Genomic DNA, 20,114 nt, shown 5'->3' with positions numbered 1-20,114 from the left:
CGACTTAAGTCCTGAACTTTGTAAAAGCAGAGATATTATCAGAATTTTGTTGTTTCATGAGAATCCTTAAATTTTGTGTTCTATTTGATAAGCTGGGGGTTAGAATGAAAATCGCGGTTATAGGATTAGGTTACATAGGGCTTCCCACTGCAATAATGTTTGCTGAAGCGGGATATGAAGTGATTGGGTTTGATGTAAAGAAGGATGTTGTTGATAGAATAAATTCGGGTAAAGCTCACATAGTTGAGCCTGGTATTGAAGAAAAGCTGAATAAAGTCGTTAAGGAAGAAAGGCTCAAGGCAACTACAAAGGTTGAAAAACTTAGAGGAGCAAATGCATTCATTATATGTGTCCAAACCCCATTAGAGGGAAATAAGCCAAATTTAATTTACTTGGAGAACGCAATAAGATCTGTTGCGGAAGTAATTGATAGGGGGGCTCTAGTAATTATAGAAAGCACTGTGCCCCCTGGGACTACAATAAAAATGGCTAAGCTTCTTGAAAGTTTGACTGGGTTTAGAGAAGGTGTGGACTTTTACATGGCCCATGCCCCAGAGAGGGTAATGCCAGGTAGAATATTCTATGAGCTGGTTTACAATTCTAGGGTGATAGGAGGAGTTAGTGAAAAAGCTACTGAACTAGCCGTGAAGTTGTATAAATCCTTTGTGAAAGGGGAGATATATGCTACAGATGCAACTACAGCCGAAATGATAAAGCTCATGGAGAACACTTACAGAGATGTAAATATCGCCCTTGCAAACGAGTTTGCACTTCTTGCTCATCAATATGGTGTAAACATCTTTGAGGCAATAAGAATTGCAAATACTCATCCAAGAGTAAATATTCACTTCCCAGGGATAGGGGTTGGAGGTCACTGCTTGCCGAAGGATCCCTACCTATTGTTGTCCAACGCTAAAAAAGAATTTGGGCTAATAAGGTTGGCTAGGAAAATAAATGAAAGCATGCCAAAGTTTGTAGCAACTCTGCTTTTTGAAGCCCTAGAAGAAGGGGGAGTTGAGGAGAGGGAGGCAGTTGTGACAGTCCTAGGTCTAGCTTATAAAGGAGGAACAGATGACATAAGGAACTCTCCCGCATTGACCTTTGTGAAGCTTATAAGGGATAGAGTCCTTGAAGTTAGAACATATGATCCATACGTGGGAGGAACGCATAAGAGCTTAGAAGATGCAATTGTGGAGGCCGATGCAGTAGTTATAGCTACAGACCACCCAGAATTCAAGGAGTTAAATTGGGAAGAAATAGGGAGGTTAATGAGACACAAAATATTGATCGATGGAAGGGGAATAGTTAGCAATCCTCCAAAAGGCTTCATATTTAAGGGAGTGGGGAGAGGGGACGTATGAGGCCAGCTATAATTTTTGGTACGAGACCTGAGATAATAAAACTCTCTCCCGTAATAAGGGGTTTTTTAGAGAAGAACGTTGAGCCACTGCTAATTCACACAGGTCAACATTATGATTACGAGATGAGCAAAATATTTCTTGAAGAGCTAGAATTGCCAGAGATAGATTATCACCTAGAAGTGGGTTCTGGTACTCAGGCCGAGCAAACAGGAATTGCAATGATTAAAATAGAAAAAGTTTTGATGGAAGAGAAGCCTGATGTCTCAATAGTCCAGGGTGATACAAACACTGTGCTGGCAGGAGCTTTGGCGAGCGTGAAGCTGTTAATTCCTGTTGCTCACGTAGAAGCTGGATTGAGGAGTTTTGATAGGACTATGCCAGAGGAAATTAACAGGATATTGGCTGATCATGCAAGTGAAGTTCTATTTGCTCCAACAGAGGAAGCCAAGAAAAATCTTGAGAAAGAGGGAATAGTTGAGAATGTGTACGTTGTGGGAAATACAATAGTCGATGCCGTTCTTCAGAATTCTGAAATTGCAGAAAGAAAAAGCAAAATTCTCAAAGAATTGGGGCTTAAAGAGAAAGAATACATATTGGTGACTGCACATAGAAAAGAGAACGTTGATTACAGGGAAAAGCTTGAAAAATTAGTTGATATTTTAACTTCTCTTCCGCTTACAGTTGTTTATCCAATGCATCCCAGGACTAAAAAGAGGCTTGAAGAATTTGGGTTGATCAACAAGCTCAACAAGGAGAACATAATAATAACTAAACCCCTGGGATATCTAGATTTTTTGAAGCTCGAGAAAAATGCAAAGATAATAATGACGGACTCGGGAGGAATTCAGGAGGAGGCCATAATACTAGGTGTCCCCTGCCTGACACTAAGATACAACACAGAGAGGCCTGAGACAGTTAAAGCTGGAGGAAATATTTTAGTTGGATTAGAAAAAGAGAGGGTCCTTTACTATGTAACAAAGCTTCTTGAAGATGAGGAATTCTATGAAAAGATGGCCTCAGCAAAGAATCCTTTTGGAGACGGAAATGCTGGAAAGAGAATAGTGGAGATTTTGTTGGAATTAAAGGCTAAAGGAAAGTTAAAAGTTAGATCCTCCAACTTTCTAAACTCCCTCGAATAATCTTTCGGCTAAAAATGGTGGTAACCCTGCTTTTATAATTTTTCTTGCTGCAGTTTCAACGTCGTATTCAACTCTAAAGAACTCCACTTCTCCATTTTCATAGATTATTGCATAGCTAGCCCTCCAATCTCCATCTCTCGGCTGCCCCACTCCACCTGGGTTTATAACTCTCCTCCTTCCAATTATTTTAAGCATTGGAATATGAGTATGTCCTACAAGCAGGTCATCTTCTTTTATATACTTTAAACAATCGGAAAATTCGGAATCTGGGAGCCATGGGAATAAGTATTCGTCGAGAGGCGCCCTTGGAGAGCCGTGAACCATGTGGTAACTTCTTCCTTCGTATTCAAAAAACAACTTTACGGGTAATTTTCTTAAAAATTCTAGGTTTTCTATAGTCATAACCCTCTGATGCCATCTCACCGCTTCCCTGGCATAGGGATTAAAACCCCAATCAATTCCAAATGCAATGGCATTATCGTGGTTGCCCCTAATGCATAGGATGTTCTTTTTCTTGGATTTTTCTCTAATGAACTCAACAACCTCGTTTGGACTTGCTCCATAGCCTACTAAATCACCAAGACAAACCACAAAATCAACGTCTTTAATTTCTTTCCAAACGGCTTTTAGGGCTTCCAAGTTCGAGTGAATATCAGAAATGAGGGCAATAGGCATTTTAAATCACCTTCATCAGCCCTGGCTGTATTCCTCATCGCGTGACGCTCAGGCCGTAGGGAAAGTTCATCATAAGCCCGCCATTATATAATTAGAATTCCGGCTTATAAATCTAAACCTGCGTTCCGACATAAATTCCATGCCTTGTCCTCACAATTCTGACCTTTATCTTGTCTCCAACCTTTGCCTGAGTGTTAATTACTTGAATTAACCTATTCCTAGCTTTGGCGAGCATTTCTCCCTCCATCCTCCCAGGAAGGACGACTTCAGCTTTAACTACTTCTCCCCTCTTAAAGGCTAAGGGAATGAAAGGCCTAGGATGCATGCCGAAATGATGAGGCTTTAGAACTAAAGGTCTCATTCCCGTTTTCTCCTCAAGCATTCTTAGCCACTCATAGAATTCTTTGAAGGGGACTGGTTTTGCTATAACAGGATTTCTTCCGAACTTATAAGGGACGTAGTTTTGAAAGCCCAGGGCGGGCCATCTTTTTCCAGCCCCTATCCTTCTAGCAAACTCAATAAAAGCTTCAGCTTCGTTATCATTAATTCCAAATATTATTACTGGAGCTATTAGGACATCTATTCCAGCATTAACCAAAGCTTCGGCCATTTCTAGAACATGATTTAAGTCGTAATTTTTCATCCCCATTAGCATCTTTGCCTTTTCTGGATCTAAAGAGTGAATTGATAAGTTTACTCTATCTAAACCAGCTTCTGCGAGCTCCTCTACAAGCTTCTCATCCAAGAGAACACCATTGCTCTGCATTGATATTACAGAGACGTGAGGATGAGATCTTAGCTCTTGGACGAGCTCCACTATATAGGGATAAAGGAGTGGTTCACCTTGAGCGTCTAGATGAGCCTCCAGTCCCTTTCCTTTCTCCTTTGCAACCCAATCAAACCATTTCATTAAATAATCAACGTCAACAACAAAGTCTAAGTTTCTCGTTCTCGAATAAGGCCCCTCGTCTACAGAACAAAATATACAACTTAAGTTGCATCCAGTGGAGCCTCTAACCTGAATTAAATTAGTTCCCCTGTCTATTAATCCAAATGCGTTGTAGCCTAGCAAGGGAACATTCATTCCTTCGTGTATGTATACGATTTTCCTTCTGGTAAATCTATTCCTTAATCTATCTCCAAGGTAGTTTTGAATAAAGAATGCTACAAATTTCTCAACTTCTTCATTGTCAGTGTTTATGATTAGGTAGCCCTCTTCGACTTTTATTTCTGGAGAAATCCTGAATTTTCTCTTTATTGCCCTTTCAAGTTCTTTCTTTTCATAGTCCGCTATTAAAGTCCTTCTCCAAACTAGCCTTATTATGTCATCATGCTCTTCAAAGTATGAGTTTGGGAGTTTGAGTCTTATCATCTTGTCAACATGTATAGACAAAGCTTTTTAGGTGTTAGCATTTTTTCAGATAGGGGTAGAGTTATGAAGTTCGATAAATATGAGTACCTTCAGGATTTAATGAGAAGGAGAGGGTTTGCCTGGGGAAGCTTTGAGATATATGGAGGGGCGAGAGGATTTTACGATTATGGGCCACTAGGAGCGACAATAAAAAGGAAAATAGAGAAAAAGATTAGAGAGGCCTTTATTAGGGAAGGGTTCTTTGAGATTGAGACTCCAGATATAACCCCAGAGCAGGTGTTCATAGCCAGTGGCCACGTTGAGAAGTTTGTGGATCCGTTGGTAGAGTGTAAGAAGTGTGGGGCAAGGTTTAGGGCTGATCACCTTATAGAGGAAACTCTAGGAATTGACGTTGAAGGAAAGAGTGCTGAGGAGATGACGAAGATAATTAGAGAGCACAACATAAGATGTCCTGAGTGTGGAGGAGAGCTGAGTGACGTTTGGTATTTCAATTTGATGTTCGAAACATACATAGGGCCTTATAAGGATAAGAAAGCATATTTAAGGCCAGAAACGGCCCAGGGGATATTTGTGAACTTTAAGAGGTTAAATGCATTTGCTAGAAACAAGCTACCCTTTGGAGTTTTCCAGATAGGGAAGGCATATAGGAATGAAATATCGCCAAGACAGGGAATGATTAGGCTTAGAGAATTCACCCAGGCTGAGGTGGAGATATTTTTCAATCCTAACGAAACTGAGCATCCTCACTTTGATGAGGTTAAGGATGAAGTTCTGAGGTTATATCCAATAGAACACCAACTGAAAGACCTGGGAATGATTGAATTAACAGCTGAGGAGGCAGTGAAAAAAGGCTACGTCATGAACACCTTCTTTGCATATTACATGGTTATGATAAAGAGAATCCTGCTCGACATAGGAATTCCTGAGGACAAAATAAGGTTTAGGCAACAACTCCCAGAAGAGAGGGCCCACTACTCTGCCGACACCTGGGATGCTGAGATATACAGTGAGAGATTTGGATGGGTAGAGTGCGTTGGTTTAGCTTACAGAACTGATTATGACTTAAGTAGGCACATGAAAATGAGTGGAGCAGATTTGACCGTAATGATTCACTATGACAAGCCGAAGATAGTGAAAAAGTTAAACGTAACATTGAACATGAAGAAGGTTGGGCCAAAGTTAAAGGAGAAAGTGAAGGAGATAAATGAGAAGCTTAAATCAATGTCCCAGGAAGAGCTACGTAAGTTAGTTGAAGAGCTTAATGCAAATGGAAAGGTTATCATTGAGGGGCATGAGCTTGAGAAGGAAGACCTTATAATAAAAGAAGTAGAGGAGAAAATCCAAGGAGAAAAAATTGTTCCCCATGTTCTTGAGCCAAGTTTTGGAATTGACAGGCCATTCTATCTCCTCCTTGAGAACTCACTAACTGTTGACGAGGATGGGAGAGTTTACTTAAAGATAAAGAAGGACATGGCCCCAATTGAAGTAGCAGTTCTGCCTTTAGTTGCAAAGGAGCCTTTGACAACAATAGCTTATGAAATTTATAGGAACTTGCAGAAGGAAGGATTTATCGTAGTTTACGACGAAAAGGACAGTATAGGAAAGAGATATATGCGCTATGATGAAATCGGAACGCCCTACTGTGTGACTGTGGATAATCAAACGCCAGAAGATGGCACAGTCACAATAAGGGATAGGGACACCAGGGAGCAGATAAGGGTTAAGATCGAGGAAGTGCCAAGAAAATTAAAGGAGTTGATTTTTGGCTAAATCCAATATTTTTTGGTGGGAAAATGAGAAAAATTCGTCTGGTATATAGGAGGTTCCCAAACAGAGTTATTATGAGAGAAGATGAAGTAATTGAAGACTTCGGTGACGTTATAGTGGCAAAATCAGAATTCACTGGCATGTTGGCTCCTCTAAGGGTTAATGGAGTTGAAGTTATTAATAACGGATACAAGATGGTATATTTTGCCTTTATTGGGCGAGATTTTGACGTTTTGAAAATTTATGATCCCAGTGGCAATTTTAAAGGTTTATATGTGGATGTTTTAGACTATACAAGGAGAGAAGGAAACACAGTTGAGATTCTGGATTTATTCTTGGATATTTTTATATTCCCAGAGGGAGAATATTATTTGCTTGACGAAGATGAACTAGAGATGGCTTTTAATTATGGGATAATCTCTAGAGAAAAGTTACTCAAGGCTTATGATACTGCAGAAAGAATTATAGGTCAAATAAAAAGAGGAAAATTCCCCCCTAAAATTGTTTGGGAGTATTCACTCTAAATCTTCCTCATTTTCAATGTTTTCTAGTCTCTTGATCTCCTTTGGTGGGTGAAATCCCTTTAGCTCTTTAAATGTTCCCCACAGTCTAAGGAGCTCCTTGTGGACGGGACTTCCGACTGGAATCACAATTATGTGGGCTGGGGGATGAATATCCCTTATTCTTCCTATTGCCTTTGATGCAGGCAAATCAATTTGAGCAACAACGTGAGCTTTGACCTTTTTCTTGGGCTTTTCACCTACTATCTGCTCAAATGCCCAATCGGATAAAGCTGGGGGTATTATCCTTGGAGTTCCTCTTATTTTCATTCCTCCATACCTAACAAGGTCAGCTAATGCTGTTAATGCCTTGTCAAAATTGTCCGTTCTAATTAGCACTATCGTGTTCAGCATTTTGATTCCCTCTTAAAGTTACGTCCTCTTATATCTTTAAAAAGTCTCTTTTTGATAATATTGAAGTTGGGGGATTCAAGTTTAAAAAGACTCAGATTAAAGAGTTCTCTGAAATTCTAGTACTTTCCTATGATGGATGGCTTCTCAGAGCTTTAATTACCTACAATCCAGAGTTTACCTGGGGGAATTAATGTGGAGTATTCAAAGATGTACAGAATGCTCCGAAAGCAATCCCCACATAATTCCTCTTATCCTTGGGATGATTGGTGGAATAATCATCCTCTTACTGCTACGAAGAGTGTAAACAACATTATTAAGACTATTTCGTAAGTCTCTTCTAATGCTACAGAGGGCCAGGGGATGAAAATTCCCAGGAGGGCAAGGATAAATATTATAATGGAAGTTAAGCGTATATCTGTCTTGCTCCCTAACCCATAGATTAACATTCCAAGAAAGAACTGTACAAAGAAATATGTCGAGACAAAAACATGAGGTCTTGTTCCTCCGTGAAAGATTCCTATGAGAGCTAGAAACAGCGAGGATATACTTAGGTATGCTCCTCCAACGGTCTGAATTTTATTTTCTGCAGTTGATATGAGGTATATTGAAAATGCTAAAACAAATGGAGATGTTACTATCAATCCGTAATTATATATCCATGGAGGGGTAGCTTTTGCAGGATCTCCTAGGTCACTAAGGACATTTTCAAAGAATGAGAACCATGGATTATAGTGAATACTCCAAGATACAAAAAGCCAATAGACAATACCACCAATGAATCCTAACCATTTAAGGTGCTTCATGATCTTTACTTTGTTAAACTTTGGTTAAATCTTTATCTCTCCTACAAAACACCGCAGATTAAACTTCTCCTACTTACGAAAACTTTAAAAGATAATAAATTTGGTATCCGTTTAGCGAGAGAATATAGGAGGGAGAAGAATGAGCTGGATAACTCCTAAAAAGGCCATAATGCTTGCAGCGGCAGCTGAAGGCGGGACAAAGCTTAATGCTTTCGATAATGCTCTATTAAAGATGGGAATTGGAAATGTGAACCTAGTAAAGCTCAGCAGTGTTATACCGGCTCATATAGAGTGGCTGGATGAGTTGCCAAAGAACATTCCTATAGGGATGTTGTTACCAACAGTCTACACCCACATAGAGAGCGATGAGCCAGGTTCAACGATAAGCGCAGCTTTAGGTATTGGGCTTAGCGAAGGCAATGAAGGTGGGCTAATCTATGAATATTCAGGATACTGCAAGAAGGAAGAGGCTGAGGAAATGGTTAAGAAGATGGTTGAGGAAGGTTTTAGGGTTAGAGGATGGAAACTCAAGGAAATAAAGATAGTCTCCGCTGAAATAACGGTTAAGGACAAGCCAGCGGCTGCAGTTGCTGCAGTAGTTATGTTCCCATACTAGCAAGAGCTTTTCTTACCTCTTCTATTACCTCATCATTGCAATCCCAACACATAACCTCAAAGCTGGGAACTCTTACACTAATCCTCACTTTTCTCTTTCTTGCTATTTTGCTCACTTCATAATTTACCCTAAATGCTAAATCCATGAGCTCTGGAGTTATTCTTTCCTCTTCGTCAATGTATTGGAGAGGACATCCTTCTCGCCACTGTCTTCTCCTTCCATGCTCATACATTCTGTAGGGCTTTATCTTAGCTTCGTCTGCAAGTTTCTGAATAAAATCAGCCTTGTATTTTACTAGTGGTCTAAATATAGGAATTCCAATCTTTGGAATTTCGCAGAGTCTTATGTCTCCTGGGCATTGGTCCAGAAGGGTTCCAATTATTTTATCATTTGCATTATCACCCTTTGCTAGATAGGAAAAGTTGTTGTTGAGTGCAAACCATTTGGCGTTTTCTAGCATTACCTTTTTGCAGTGTATGCAGATTGGTCCTTTTCTTCCAACGGCCCTTCTTAATAGAGCATCGGTAATGTCAATGAGATAATGTTCTACATTAAGGGATTTTGTAAATTTCATCCCCCACCTCAAAACCTCTGGCCAGCTCCACTTATGGAAAAAAGTTAGGGCAGAAACTTTAAACCCAGCCTTCTTTAAGACGTAGAGAGTGACACTTGAGTCTATTCCGCCAGAATACAGTACAAGTACTCTCTTGTTTATAATTCCAGTTTTTTCGCCGAATTCCCTCACGTCTTTTATTACCTGTTCCATCATGATTTTTGCTTAGTTGAGATATGTAATTAAAGATTTTTCGGGGGCCATTTAAGCTGTCGGCCCCCTGGGGGTCCCGACGTCATCGCAACCCAAGTACTCGTCGGGCATTATTATCTTGACCCCTATTTTTATCTCATTTTCGCTTTACTAATGGGTTTATTTATAATTATAGTATTCAAACTTTTAGTTACTAACAATTATGTTCAGAAAAACTTATATTTTCATAACTTTTTTTACTATCTTCTGATGATGATAAATGAAGATATACAAAGTAATTAGTGTATTATTAATCCTTTTAGTATTACCTCTAGCAGAAGCAACAGAGCTCCCCTGGTCAGAAATCCCAATTTTTGGCTTGAACTCCAGGGTATATCCAATTTATCTTGTAGGAGTCGAGCAAAAGGATAATATTGCCATAGTCACATGGGATGTTCCACCAAACTGTCTCTCTGGAGTGGGAACAGTTCTTATTAGTAAGGATGGAAAGACAACAGTAGAAACCGTTAACTTGGGTTATTTGAAGCCTTGGGGAAAAAGAGTTGCTGTTGTCCTTAATATAAAGGAGCCCATATATGTAAAACTCCGCATCACGTCTGGAAATGGAGTTTTCATGAGCTCTTGGATTAAGCTAACTCCTACCTCAACACTCTCCTTAACAAGAGAAGGACAAGGAGAAATAAGACCCCAGGCAATTCCAGGAATAATTGGAGTGATCGTAGTTGTTGGACAATTTGGGATGCTTATGATACATATAAAACTTGTAGGAATTATGGATTTGATTCAATTCAATGCCTAGGCTCGGGAACGTTCTTTGTAGTAGGTCTAGCTCTCCCTGGAGATGAAACTATAAAGATTGTTGAGAAAGCTGGTCGCAAGTTTGGAGTAACCAAGAAGATATATGACATTCTCAAGAAAACTAAAATCATAAATTATGCAGACGAAGTTCTGGAGAGATTCTCGAGCATCTTTGATGACATAGTCAAGTTTGGAGACGAGGCTGCAGAAGCCCTTGATAATCTTGTAAGGAAGCAATAGAGAACACTGTAAAGCATGGTGTAAGTTTAAAAGCTTTAAACGAGGGCATTGAAAAAGCCGAGAAGTACTTTGCACGGAGGTTTAAGATTGTAAGTAGTCCTTGGGGCCCGGCATATAAAATAGGAGAGGCCAACGGATTTACAGTAGTTGTTCCAAAGGGCAACGAGAGGGTGGGATTAATACATTCGCTCCTCAGACACATCTGGGGTTATGATGCAGAGGTCAAACATAAGACATCCTTCTGACCAATGGGTCAGAGGATTACCATTAACGGCAAAACCCTGGAAATGCCCAAGGTCTTTAAGGACGAGGAAGAAGTTGCGGAGTTTGCAAGTGACGTCCTTCAGAAAGCTTTAAAACTCGATAAATACAGGAGACAATTCAGGAATGGCAGAGTTGTTCTAGATGTTAAGCTTTCCGATGTAGGTATCTCTAAATCTGGAATAGACTCTGTAACGTATATCTTTGCCTGTAAGGGTAAGACATGTGGCTTAATAACAATGTATCCAAATGGTCCGAAAGTTGTTGTCTATAGGTGATTTGAGGAGGTGATGTTATGGAGGAGTTGGTGTTTGGGGGGAAGCATTTTACTGTGAGGGTTTTTACTAATCGGCCTGTTGATTATGCTTTTCCTTTTTTTGGTATTATCCTCGTTGATGGGGAGTTAATTGCTGGCACGTGCAAAATTGAGGAAGGAAGAAAAGTTCTTTCACCAATTGATTTAGACCCATATGTCACTGTTCAGGATTTGCTTGATTGTTGTGAGTTTTTCTTGTTTGATACGGAGGAGCAGGGTGGTTATATGGTTGGGGACATTAGGAGGCATGCTAGGGAGCGTGGTTTTCCCGTGGGGGAAAAGACGAGGTTATTCTGGTCAAGCTTGGGCGTATACATGGGGGATTACACCTTCGAACTCGTGAACAATACCGTGAACTTACATTACTACAATGATGACATCTTTAGATACAACGAGTGTCCTGAGTTTGAGGGGAGGTATAGGGGGACGATTTCGGTTCCTTTGAAGGAGTTTGTGGAGGATGCTTTGAAGCTGAGCTATGAGTACCTGACAAAATACGGGCCAATACTCGATGAACTCTTTATAAAGGAGGGACTTAGCCCAACCGATGAGGAGCTTTATGATGCGTTATGGAAGAGGCACAAAAATGTCAAGAAGCTATATCGGGAAATCTTTTCTGGGGATAGTAAATCTTCGAGGTGATGTTATGGAGGAGTTAGTGCTTGAGGGGAAGCATTTTTACTTTAAAAGCTATAAACTGAGACTTTAAGTAAATGGCCATTGGGAGCTTTGAGATTTTTAGGGATTTTATGTCGAGTTATACATAAAATACCATATTATCATAAGCTACGAGAACTTTTCCTCCCCATTTTTTCCTCGTATACTTTACAAGTTTTAGGAAGGGCAAATTCTTATGAGAGATGTGACTTAGGACAACTCTTTCAGCTATGTCAATCGACATTTCAACCGCTTCGTCAACATTATTATGATATGGATCCATGAACCCAGGGGGATAAGTTGCATCAACAATTGCTGTCCTTACTGGGGATATTTTCAGAAGATATTCTCTCGTTTCAGAGGGTAATCCCTTTGTATCGTATAATATAGCAACACTTTTCCCGTTTTCTTCAATTACATATCCTAAGGTTTCGACCTGGTGGTTTAGTCTTACACTAGTTACTGTTATCTTTCCGATCTTTATTTTCTCATTCGCCTTGATAGTTATTGGCCTTAGATTCTTTGGATCTTGCAATATTAGTGCGTCTGCATGTCCTTCTGGAGCGTAAAGCTTTGTTTCCCTGGCTATCCACCTAAGTTTGTAAAGGCCATAGATGTGGTCGTGATGCCAATGAGTAAGGAATATTGCATCAAGGGGGACGTTTAGGAATTCTCTAATGTCTGTCCCAACGTCAAAAAGAATAACCTCGCCCTCTTCACCAATCACTGCTAGGGTTGAGGGCCTTCTCTGAGCGAATTTTAATCTTCTTGCTTCACTACATGTTTCACATTCGCATAGGTGAGTGGGTATTCCTTCACTTCCCCCAGTTCCGATAAAGTATAAGATCATGGATACCCACAAGTATATTCTCCTTTTAATCCTTTCTAACCATTATGAGTACTCCGTCTTTTTCAAATACCTTTTTGTATTCACTCAAATTAACTCTGAAGGCCTTAATTCTTTCTAAGGCTCTTCTTCCGTAGTACGTGTTAAGGTTAACCAGTATAATTTTGGGCTTTACATTTTTGGGGTAGACATACACATCTAACCTAGTTGCTAAGGCTGGATAGAATTCTGGTTGGGTGTAAATTGGCCCTTCTAATTCTCTGGTGATTTTTATAGCTTCCCAGGATGCTTCTTTTCCTGGGATTGGGGTTATAACGGTCGGATATACTAAAGGATTTTGCTCTTTTGGTAGATGATTTGTTATTGGCAAAGTTATGAGTGAAGATATTACTCCGAGGATTGCCAAGTTTCTGAGGATTTTCCAGTCCAATTTTTTGGCTACATCAAGGGATATAACAAATGACAATGGGACAAGCATGTATGGATAGTGAAAGCCAAACATTGTTTGACTCTCTCTGGAGGCCAGCAAACATTCAAGCCAGGGTGGAAGTAGGGAAAGGATGGCAAAAAAGTTTAACAGTGGGAGTAGGGCAAACGTCAAGTTGAAAAGGAGAAAGTATGTGAGCTTTCTCCGATCTAGTCTTGGTTCCATGTATAAGTTGCTGTATATGTATTCTCCTCCGAACTTAGGTATAACAACTTTAATCGTAAATATCCCATAGAGTAGTGTAAGGATTGTGAAAAGGATAATCTTTTTGTTTTTCTTGAGCGTTTCAACTGAAAGTCCTTCTTTGAGTATTTTCCACGCTGTAATACTTAACACTCCAAGAAAAGCGTCTTCCTTCGTTAATAAAATTAGCGTCGAAATAACATAAAACAAAGGACTTTCCTCTCTAAGGAACTTATATGCCAGGAGAAAGAGAGGAACAGCTAAGGATACGGGATGAAACTCAAAGACGTTAATGCTTATTAAAGAAGAGTTGCAGGAATAGAGAATTGCCAAAGCAAACCCTTTCTTTTCCCCGAGTTCTTTGACAGCTAATTTATATGCAAGGTACACTGAAGTACCTAGGGCGAGCGTTTGGATTATTATTAGTGTGTATGCATCTCTTTTTATCAAAAATAATGGGGTAAGAAGGAAAAGAATCGGCTGAAAATGAACACCAAAATGAGTGTGTACTTCATAAAGCTGAAATTCAACAGTGTTGTAAAACAGTTTACCCTCGCTTAGTGAGTAAAGAGACTGTGTAAATATTCCGAGATCTAAACTTCTATACCTTAATCCGTTATAAACTTTATAGGTCACGTATAACATGAAGGAAGTGTATATCAATGGAAGAACTATACTAAATATCTTAACTTTCTTCACGTATTAGTAATAGCAGCTCTTATTTAAAAATATAATGGAAAGATCAGAGGTATCTTGGGGGTAGCCCAGCCCACTGCCTAAGCTTCTCGTAGGCTATTATCCTTGGGATGTTCTTTGCCTCTTTTGGTCCTGGGTTCTTCATGTAGAATGCGTTAACTGGATATACTGTTCCAAACTCTTTTTTGTCAACTGCAATCTTTCCTAATCTTGCCAAATCGACGAGTAATCCTGCCAATGCTGGGCTGTCGTTTATTCTTCCTGCAATAATCAGCTCGTCTCTAGCTCCGTTGAAGCTTATGTATTCAATGTGCATTGCGATGAACTTCTTGTCTCCTAGAGGCTCAAGATAACCCGTTGGCTTTATGAAGTGTGGTGCATCATAACCTAGAATGTCTTCAACTACACTTGACTTGGTGTACTCCTTACTCTTGTTTCTCTCTTTGTCAGTTAAGGCCAAGAAGTCTGTGTTACCTCCAATGTTAAACTGAACTATGTCGAGTACGTGCCTGTTTCTCTGGGCTAAGTGTCCTAGGATATCAGCAGTTAATGGTGTGGCTCCAGTAGCTCCATCGTCACCAAATATTACTAGGTTGCTTTCCTTTGCTAGCTCAACGAATGCTGGGTCATTAGCTATTAAGGTTGGTATTGCGTTTACAAACGCTGCTCCTCCAACTTCCTTTGCATATTGGGCAGCTGCATATGCATAGGCTTGTGTAGCGGTTAGCCTTTCTTTGTTGTTATCTTTTATTGCCTTCTCGAGTTCCTCTAACTTTCCAAAAGGTGTGAAGGCTTCCGTAGTTGGAACGTTTATAATTACATCCACCTTCTTTTCTTTCCACTCCTCAACGAGTCTCTCTATTGCCTCCTTCAATGTCATCTCATCTTCGAGCCCAGTGGCCTCTATTGGAAGGTTCCTTAGGCTTCCGAGATGAATTCCTTTCCTTACAAATACTTCTTGTAGGCTTTCTGGAACGTTTCCTTTCCAGTATCTTTGGACAATCTCTGACAATGGTAGGCCAATCTTTGTCTTGTCCACATCATAGGAAGCCACTATCTTTATGTCTTCAACCTTTATTGGCAGCTCGTTTGCAAGCGGAATGCCGTAGTATCCAAGCTCGCCTTCCTTTATTCTTTCCAACCCAACTGCAAAAATGCTTGCAACGTATCCCTGGCCTATAATTGCTACCCTAACCATCAGTCCTCACCTCCTGTTTTGCTAAAATTGGTGTGAATTTCTTTTTATTAACTTTTATAGACAAAAGTCAGAATGACCTACAAAGGCCAATCTACTTTTAAGTAACTTTGGTTTATAAAAATTTCGCCGACAATATTTGTTTTTTGCCTTAATTTAGGCTTTATATACCCTTTTTAATATTATCGAAAAAGTAACATTAATTAAGAATTATGCATCAAACCGCTGACCTTTTAAGTAATTTTTGTGATTATTCTAAGGGTGGTGAATGTGGCAGTACCCCTAAAGAGGATTGACAAAATCAGATGGGAAATTCCAAAGTTCGATAAGCGAATGAAAGTGCCCGGTAGAGTCTATGCAGATGATGTATTGATTGAAAAGATGAGGCAGGACAGGACATTAGAGCAAGCTGCAAATGTTGCAATGCTTCCTGGGATATATAAGTACTCTATCGTAATGCCAGACGGTCATCAGGGTTATGGGTTCCCAATTGGTGGTGTAGCGGCCTTCGATATTAAAGAAGGAGTCATAAGCCCTGGAGGAATCGGCTACGACATTAACTGTCTTGCTCCAGGGACTAAAGTCCTAACAGAGCATGGTTATTGGCTAAAAATCGAGGAGATGCCTGAAAAGTTCAAGCTTCAGAGGCTGAGGCTTTATAATATCGAGGAAGGGCACAACGACTTCTCTAGAGTAGCCTTTGTTGCTGAAAGGAACATTGAAAAGGATGAAACGGCAATAAGGATAGTTACTGAGACTGGGACATTAATAGAGGGAAGTGAAGATCACCCCGTTCTTACTCCTCAGGGTTATGTCTATCTCAAGAACATTAAAGAAGGAGACTATGTTATAGTGTATCCCTTTGAGGGAGTCCCATACGAAGAAAAGAAGGGAATCATAATAGACGAAAGCGCTTTTGAAGGTGAAGATCCACAGGTGATAAAGTTCCTTAAAGAAAGAAACCTCCTACCACTTCGCTGGGAAGATCCAAAGATCGGAACTCTTGCAAGGATTCTTGGTTTTGCCCTGGGAGATGGTCATCTAGGAGAGATGGGGGGTAGGTTAGTCTTAGCATTCTATGGAAGAGAGGAAACACTTAGAGAACTTAAGAAAGATCTTGAATCACTAGGTATTAAAGCAAATCTCTATGTCCGAGAAAAGAACTACAGGATAAAGACTGAAAGTGGTGAATATAGTGGCAAAACTGTTTTAGCTGAGTTAAGAGTTTCCTCAAGAAGTTTTGCTCTCTTACTTGAAAAACTAGGAATGCCTCGTGGTGAGAAAACTAAGAAGGCTTATCGCATTCCAGTTTGGATAATGGAAGCTCCTCTCTGGGTAAAAAGAAACTTCTTGGCTGGATTCTTTGGTGCAGATGGTAGCATTGTTGAATTTAAAGGCACTACACCACTTCCAATACACTTAACCCAGGCTAAAGACGTAGCACTTGAAGAAAATCTAAAAGAGTTCTTACATGATATTTCAAGAATCCTTGAGGAGTTTGGAGTAAAGACTACGATTTACAAAGTTAATTCAAAGAAAAGTGTCACTTATCGCCTGTCTATTGTAGGAGAGGAGAACATCAGAAACTTCCTGGGTAAAATTAACTATGAGTATGATCCCAAGAAGAAAGCAAAGGGTCTTATTGCCTATGCTTACCTTAAGTTCAAGGAGAGTGTGAAAAAAGAGAGAAGAAAAGCAATGGAGATATCCAAGAAGATATATGAAGAAACTGGAAACATAGATAGAGCATATAAGGCCGTCAAGGACATAGTTAATAGACGCTTTGTTGAGAGGACAATTTATGAAGGGGAAAGAAATCCAAGAGTTCCAAAGAACTTTCTAACTTTTGAGGAGTTTGCAAAAGAGAGAGGATATGAAGGAGGCTTTGTTGCAGAAAAGGTCGTTAAAGTTGAACGCATAAAGCCAGAATACGATCGGTTCTATGATATCGGAGTTTACCATGAGGCTCATAATTTCATAGCAAATGGGATAGTTGTCCACAACTGTGGGGTGAGGTTAATTAGAACAAATCTTACAGAGAAAGACGTAAGGCCAAAGATAAAACAGTTAGTTGACACTTTATTTAAGAATGTTCCCTCCGGCGTTGGTAGTCAGGGTAAGGTCAGGCTTCACTGGACTCAGATTGATGACGTCTTAGTTGATGGAGCAAAGTGGGCGGTTGATCAAGGATATGGATGGGAGAGGGATCTTGAGAGATTGGAAGAAGGAGGGAGAATGGAAGGAGCTGACCCAGATGCAGTTAGCCAGAGGGCTAAGCAAAGAGGAGCTCCTCAGCTTGGCTCATTAGGTTCTGGAAACCACTTCCTTGAGGTTCAAGTTGTGGATAAGATATTCGATGAGGAGATAGCGAAAGCCTATGGATTGTTTGAAGGACAAGTTGTTGTGATGGTTCATACTGGATCAAGAGGATTAGGCCATCAAGTTGCAAGTGATTACCTGAGAATAATGGAGAGAGCCATAAGAAAGTACGGCATACCTTGGCCGGACAGAGAGTTGGTTAGCGTTCCATTCCAAAGTGAAGAAGGACAGAGGTACTTCTCAGCTATGAAAGCTGCTGCAAACTTTGCCTGGGCAAACAGGCAGATGATTACTCACTGGGTTAGGGAGAGCTTTCAGGAGGTGTTCAGACAGGATCCAGAGGGAGACTTGGGAATGGAAATTGTATACGATGTAGCTCACAACATAGGTAAAGTAGAGGAGCATGAAGTAGATGGAAAGAAAGTTAAGGTTATAGTCCACAGAAAAGGTGCTACAAGGGCTTTCCCACCTGGGCATGAGGCCATTCCGAAGATTTATAGAGATGTAGGACAACCAGTTCTAATTCCAGGTTCAATGGGAACTGCAAGCTATGTTCTGGCTGGAACTGAGGGAGCTATGGCTGAGACTTTTGGAAGCACATGTCACGGAGCTGGAAGAGTTCTTAGTAGGGCTGCGGCAACAAGGCAATATAGGGGAGATAGAATAAGAGATGAACTACTAAGGAGAGGAATTTACGTGAGGGCGGCAAGTATGAGGGTGGTTGCAGAAGAGGCTCCAGGTGCGTACAAGAATGTAGACAATGTAGTTAAGGTTGTAAGTGAGGCAGGAATAGCGAAGCTAGTGGCAAGAATGAGGCCAATAGGAGTGGCAAAAGGATGATGTTCTATGACTTTTCCTCTTCTATATATTCCTTCTTTGACACCTGAAAAAAGGGTAAAAATATTTTTGTCAGAGATTAGGGAGGACTATGTATCCCTAAGAGGCTTTATTATTTTAAGAAAACCTCCCTGTGATGTTCCATTTAAATACATTGAGTATCTCTTGTCCCCTTTAGCCCCAAGTGAGATTAGCAAGTCTAAGATTAAAGCCTACGCCGTTGTTAGAATTACGGAAAAGACTGAGATAAAAGGAAGGCTACATAGTGGTGGTTATGTAAAGGTTGAAGGACGTGTCGAGCCATATCCTTGTGGCAATATGAGAGTTATAACAGCTGATTCAATAGTCACTGAAGATTTCTCAAAATATTGGGCCTTGAAGGAGTATTCTCTCTCCCCTAAAGAAATTAGGAAAATCATTGGCTCAGCTCTTTATGCAAGTGCTGAGCTTCAAGACTCGTTTTTGTATTCTCTCTTTGGTGCTCCATATATAATGAAGAATCCGCTAAATTGGAGGGAAGGATACAACTTATTTGTCATGAAAAATAATGAGAGGATTGTTAAGTCCCTCTTTGAGTTTTTTAAGGGGTTTACTGAGTTACTTCCAAGAGAATTGCGGGTTGAAAGAGATGACAAGTGGATGTTTGCAGACGAGTTTTTAGATCTCGATTTCAAAGTTTTTAACCCAAATAACACTGATATAAGATACTATGCTCCCAAAAATATCAGAAATGTCCTTCCTAAGTGGCTCAAAGGTAAGTTTGAAAGGAAAGAATTTATCTACTTTATTCCCAGGAAATCGAAACCAGATATAAGAGATTACTATGCAAAGTACTCGGAAACTCCCTTTATCTTATATGAACCAATAGAATTTGAGTTCTCTGAACTAAGAGAGTACCTTCCAAACATTCTTGCAACGGTGTTTTGGAGAAGGACAACACTCCCAGCATTGAACCCACTCTCGGAAGAAATTAGGGTATTTAGGGAGCTTTTTGAACACTGGCTCTGGAAAAATAGGTATGAATATGGGGAAATTATAGATGCTCTCCTTGTTAAGGACAGTCTCTTCAACCTGAATAGGAGGTACTTGTTATCTTTAAATGTGTTAGGTTCTATAGCAAGGTTAATTGGGAAGATAGAAAAGAGCTATATGAACCTAGTTCTTAACATAGAGCAGGAAATCTTAGATACTTGGATTAATGAAGTTCCAAAAGCTGAAATAGACGCTTTTCTGGCTGAATACAAGAAAAACTATTTGGGAGATGATAGAGTACTACCAAAAGCTCTCCAAGTTATACTTGACTTGTCTTCCACTTCCGTTGATGGGCTAATTAGTAAGGAGGAGATAATGGAGACTCTCTTAAGATTGGGTTTCACGAAAGCCAAAGCTGAGGAAAGTATAGAAAAGCTAGTTGCTAATGGCTATATATATGAGCCTGTTTCTGGGTTTTACAAGGTGGTGAAGAGTGGCTAAATACAATGAGAAAAAAGAAAAAAAGAGAATTGCAAAAGAGAGAATCGATATCTTGTTTAGCTTAGCTGAGAGAGTTTTCCCTTATTCTCCTGAATTAGCGAAGAGATATGTTGAGTTAGCCCTACTAGTTCAACAAAAGGCTAAGGTTAAAATTCCCAGGAAGTGGAAAAGAAGGTACTGTAAAAAGTGCCATGCATTCCTCGTTCCAGGAATTAATGCTAGAGTTAGGCTTAGACAAAAAAGAATGCCTCATATTGTCGTTAAATGCTTAGAATGTGGTCATATTATGAGATATCCCTATATAAAAGAAATAAAAAAGAGAAGAAAAGAAAAAATGGAATATTAGTGGTCGAAATCCTTAAATAGGAGCTATAAATTATAGTAAATAGTGG

General features: G+C 39.9%; 19 protein-coding genes. 11 read left to right on the top strand and 8 right to left on the bottom strand.

The window, feature by feature from the left end:
* The first annotated feature begins 104 nt into the window (after positions 1-104).
* Both ACMFNG_RS00780 and wecB read left to right on the top strand, forming a co-directional pair.
* Positions 105-1,361: a UDP-N-acetyl-D-mannosamine dehydrogenase gene (locus ACMFNG_RS00780; RefSeq protein WP_014835592.1), complete on the top strand. Its 1,257-nt coding sequence runs from the start codon at positions 105-107 to the stop codon at positions 1,359-1,361.
* Positions 1,358-2,500, top strand: a complete 1,143-nt coding sequence (gene wecB / locus ACMFNG_RS00775) for a non-hydrolyzing UDP-N-acetylglucosamine 2-epimerase (RefSeq protein WP_011012777.1) — start codon at positions 1,358-1,360, stop codon at positions 2,498-2,500. The genes ACMFNG_RS00780 and wecB overlap by 4 nt, the downstream gene beginning before the upstream one ends.
* Here the strand turns inward: wecB and ACMFNG_RS00770 are convergent.
* Positions 2,483-3,175 (bottom strand): metallophosphoesterase family protein, encoded by a 693-nt coding sequence (locus ACMFNG_RS00770; RefSeq protein ID WP_011012776.1) that lies wholly within the window; start codon positions 3,173-3,175, stop codon positions 2,483-2,485. The genes wecB and ACMFNG_RS00770 overlap by 18 nt on opposite strands.
* Before the next feature lie 112 nt (positions 3,176-3,287).
* The gene (locus ACMFNG_RS00765; protein WP_011012775.1) at positions 3,288-4,547 is read right to left on the bottom strand and encodes a radical SAM protein; all 1,260 of its coding nucleotides are present in this window, start codon (positions 4,545-4,547) and stop codon (positions 3,288-3,290) included.
* 63 nt (positions 4,548-4,610) lie between these two features.
* Between ACMFNG_RS00765 and glyS the strand changes: the two genes are divergently transcribed.
* Both glyS and ACMFNG_RS00755 read left to right on the top strand, forming a co-directional pair.
* Positions 4,611-6,317: a glycine--tRNA ligase gene (gene glyS / locus ACMFNG_RS00760; RefSeq protein WP_011012774.1), complete on the top strand. Its 1,707-nt coding sequence runs from the start codon at positions 4,611-4,613 to the stop codon at positions 6,315-6,317.
* Positions 6,318-6,340: 23 nt separating this feature from the next.
* Complete coding sequence (locus ACMFNG_RS00755) at positions 6,341-6,838, top strand: DUF402 domain-containing protein (RefSeq protein WP_011012773.1); 498 nt, start codon at positions 6,341-6,343, stop codon at positions 6,836-6,838.
* On the opposite strand, the gene ACMFNG_RS00750 is transcribed toward ACMFNG_RS00755, so the two are convergent.
* Both ACMFNG_RS00750 and ACMFNG_RS00745 read right to left on the bottom strand, forming a co-directional pair.
* On the bottom strand, positions 6,830-7,228 hold the full coding sequence (locus ACMFNG_RS00750) for a DUF356 domain-containing protein (RefSeq protein ID WP_011012772.1): 399 nt from the start codon (positions 7,226-7,228) through the stop codon (positions 6,830-6,832). The genes ACMFNG_RS00755 and ACMFNG_RS00750 overlap by 9 nt on opposite strands.
* A gap of 275 nt (positions 7,229-7,503) precedes the next feature.
* A complete protein-coding gene (locus ACMFNG_RS00745) occupies positions 7,504-8,031 on the bottom strand; it encodes a DUF998 domain-containing protein (protein ID WP_014835593.1) in 528 nt (175 codons plus the stop codon).
* Between the two features lie 139 nt (positions 8,032-8,170).
* Here ACMFNG_RS00745 and ACMFNG_RS00740 point away from each other — a divergent pair, with 139 nt between their 5' ends.
* Entirely contained in the window at positions 8,171-8,647 is a 477-nt protein-coding gene (locus tag ACMFNG_RS00740) for a pyruvoyl-dependent arginine decarboxylase (protein WP_011012770.1), read from the top strand.
* Here ACMFNG_RS00740 and ACMFNG_RS00735 read toward each other — a convergent pair.
* Positions 8,631-9,416 (bottom strand): tRNA lysidine(34) synthetase, encoded by a 786-nt coding sequence (locus ACMFNG_RS00735; RefSeq protein ID WP_011012769.1) that lies wholly within the window; start codon positions 9,414-9,416, stop codon positions 8,631-8,633. The genes ACMFNG_RS00740 and ACMFNG_RS00735 overlap by 17 nt on opposite strands.
* A gap of 256 nt (positions 9,417-9,672) precedes the next feature.
* On the opposite strand from ACMFNG_RS00735, the gene ACMFNG_RS00730 reads away from it, so the two are divergent.
* The 3 genes from ACMFNG_RS00730 (at position 9,673) to ACMFNG_RS00720 (ending at position 11,670) form a co-directional block, all read left to right on the top strand.
* Positions 9,673-10,212: a hypothetical protein gene (locus ACMFNG_RS00730; protein ID WP_011012768.1), complete on the top strand. Its 540-nt coding sequence runs from the start codon at positions 9,673-9,675 to the stop codon at positions 10,210-10,212.
* Positions 10,213-10,699: 487 nt separating this feature from the next.
* Positions 10,700-10,990, top strand: a complete 291-nt coding sequence (locus ACMFNG_RS00725; RefSeq protein ID WP_011012767.1) for a hypothetical protein — start codon at positions 10,700-10,702, stop codon at positions 10,988-10,990.
* A 17-nt stretch (positions 10,991-11,007) separates the two neighbouring features.
* Positions 11,008-11,670: a hypothetical protein gene (locus ACMFNG_RS00720; protein ID WP_011012766.1), complete on the top strand. Its 663-nt coding sequence runs from the start codon at positions 11,008-11,010 to the stop codon at positions 11,668-11,670.
* Positions 11,671-11,785: 115 nt separating this feature from the next.
* Here the strand turns inward: ACMFNG_RS00720 and ACMFNG_RS00715 are convergent, their stop codons facing one another.
* The 3 genes from ACMFNG_RS00715 to ACMFNG_RS00705 are packed head-to-tail and all read right to left on the bottom strand — an operon-like array spanning position 11,786 to position 15,096.
* Positions 11,786-12,535: an MBL fold metallo-hydrolase gene (locus tag ACMFNG_RS00715; RefSeq protein ID WP_011012765.1), complete on the bottom strand. Its 750-nt coding sequence runs from the start codon at positions 12,533-12,535 to the stop codon at positions 11,786-11,788.
* Between the two features lie 25 nt (positions 12,536-12,560).
* Positions 12,561-13,901, bottom strand: a complete 1,341-nt coding sequence (locus ACMFNG_RS00710; protein ID WP_011012764.1) for a DUF2079 domain-containing protein — start codon at positions 13,899-13,901, stop codon at positions 12,561-12,563.
* Between the two features lie 43 nt (positions 13,902-13,944).
* Positions 13,945-15,096 (bottom strand): inositol-3-phosphate synthase, encoded by a 1,152-nt coding sequence (locus tag ACMFNG_RS00705; RefSeq protein ID WP_011012763.1) that lies wholly within the window; start codon positions 15,094-15,096, stop codon positions 13,945-13,947.
* Between the two features lie 267 nt (positions 15,097-15,363).
* Here ACMFNG_RS00705 and ACMFNG_RS00700 point away from each other — a divergent pair, with 267 nt between their 5' ends.
* The 3 genes from ACMFNG_RS00700 to ACMFNG_RS00690 all read left to right on the top strand — a co-directional run bounded on the left by ACMFNG_RS00700 (position 15,364) and on the right by ACMFNG_RS00690 (position 20,068).
* On the top strand, positions 15,364-18,252 hold the full coding sequence (locus ACMFNG_RS00700; RefSeq protein ID WP_430515180.1) for an intein-containing RctB family protein: 2,889 nt from the start codon (positions 15,364-15,366) through the stop codon (positions 18,250-18,252).
* Positions 18,253-18,318: 66 nt separating this feature from the next.
* Positions 18,319-19,722 carry a hypothetical protein gene (locus ACMFNG_RS00695; RefSeq protein ID WP_223208979.1) on the top strand — a complete coding sequence of 468 codons (1,404 nt, stop codon included), beginning with the start codon at positions 18,319-18,321 and terminating at the stop codon, positions 19,720-19,722.
* A complete protein-coding gene (locus ACMFNG_RS00690) occupies positions 19,715-20,068 on the top strand; it encodes a ribonuclease P protein component 4 (RefSeq protein ID WP_011012760.1) in 354 nt (117 codons plus the stop codon). The genes ACMFNG_RS00695 and ACMFNG_RS00690 overlap by 8 nt, the downstream gene beginning before the upstream one ends.
* Positions 20,069-20,114: the final 46 nt, after the last annotated feature.

Origin of the sequence: Pyrococcus woesei, assembly GCF_050496105.1 — an archaeon.
GTDB lineage: Archaea > Methanobacteriota_B > Thermococci > Thermococcales > Thermococcaceae > Pyrococcus > Pyrococcus furiosus.
This window is presented reverse-complemented; position numbering and strand designations above follow the sequence as displayed.

Bases quoted from the DNA above. Each gene is read 5' to 3' on its own strand.
- ACMFNG_RS00770 (WP_011012776.1), bottom strand. From the start codon at position 3,175: ATGCCTATTGCCCTCATTTCTGATATTCACTCGAACTTGGAAGCCCTA.
- ACMFNG_RS00755 (WP_011012773.1), top strand. From the start codon at position 6,341: ATGAGAAAAATTCGTCTGGTATATAGGAGGTTCCCAAACAGAGTTATT.
- ACMFNG_RS00705 (WP_011012763.1), bottom strand. From the start codon at position 15,096: ATGGTTAGGGTAGCAATTATAGGCCAGGGATACGTTGCAAGCATTTTT.
- ACMFNG_RS00730 (WP_011012768.1), top strand. From the start codon at position 9,673: ATGAAGATATACAAAGTAATTAGTGTATTATTAATCCTTTTAGTATTA.
- ACMFNG_RS00720 (WP_011012766.1), top strand. From the start codon at position 11,008: ATGGAGGAGTTGGTGTTTGGGGGGAAGCATTTTACTGTGAGGGTTTTT.
- ACMFNG_RS00725 (WP_011012767.1), top strand. From the start codon at position 10,700: ATGGGTCAGAGGATTACCATTAACGGCAAAACCCTGGAAATGCCCAAG.
- ACMFNG_RS00765 (WP_011012775.1), bottom strand. From the start codon at position 4,547: ATGATAAGACTCAAACTCCCAAACTCATACTTTGAAGAGCATGATGAC.
- wecB (WP_011012777.1), top strand. From the start codon at position 1,358: ATGAGGCCAGCTATAATTTTTGGTACGAGACCTGAGATAATAAAACTC.
- ACMFNG_RS00780 (WP_014835592.1), top strand. From the start codon at position 105: ATGAAAATCGCGGTTATAGGATTAGGTTACATAGGGCTTCCCACTGCA.
- ACMFNG_RS00750 (WP_011012772.1), bottom strand. From the start codon at position 7,228: ATGCTGAACACGATAGTGCTAATTAGAACGGACAATTTTGACAAGGCA.
- ACMFNG_RS00740 (WP_011012770.1), top strand. From the start codon at position 8,171: ATGAGCTGGATAACTCCTAAAAAGGCCATAATGCTTGCAGCGGCAGCT.
- ACMFNG_RS00745 (WP_014835593.1), bottom strand. From the start codon at position 8,031: ATGAAGCACCTTAAATGGTTAGGATTCATTGGTGGTATTGTCTATTGG.
- ACMFNG_RS00735 (WP_011012769.1), bottom strand. From the start codon at position 9,416: ATGATGGAACAGGTAATAAAAGACGTGAGGGAATTCGGCGAAAAAACT.
- glyS (WP_011012774.1), top strand. From the start codon at position 4,611: ATGAAGTTCGATAAATATGAGTACCTTCAGGATTTAATGAGAAGGAGA.
- ACMFNG_RS00715 (WP_011012765.1), bottom strand. From the start codon at position 12,535: ATGATCTTATACTTTATCGGAACTGGGGGAAGTGAAGGAATACCCACT.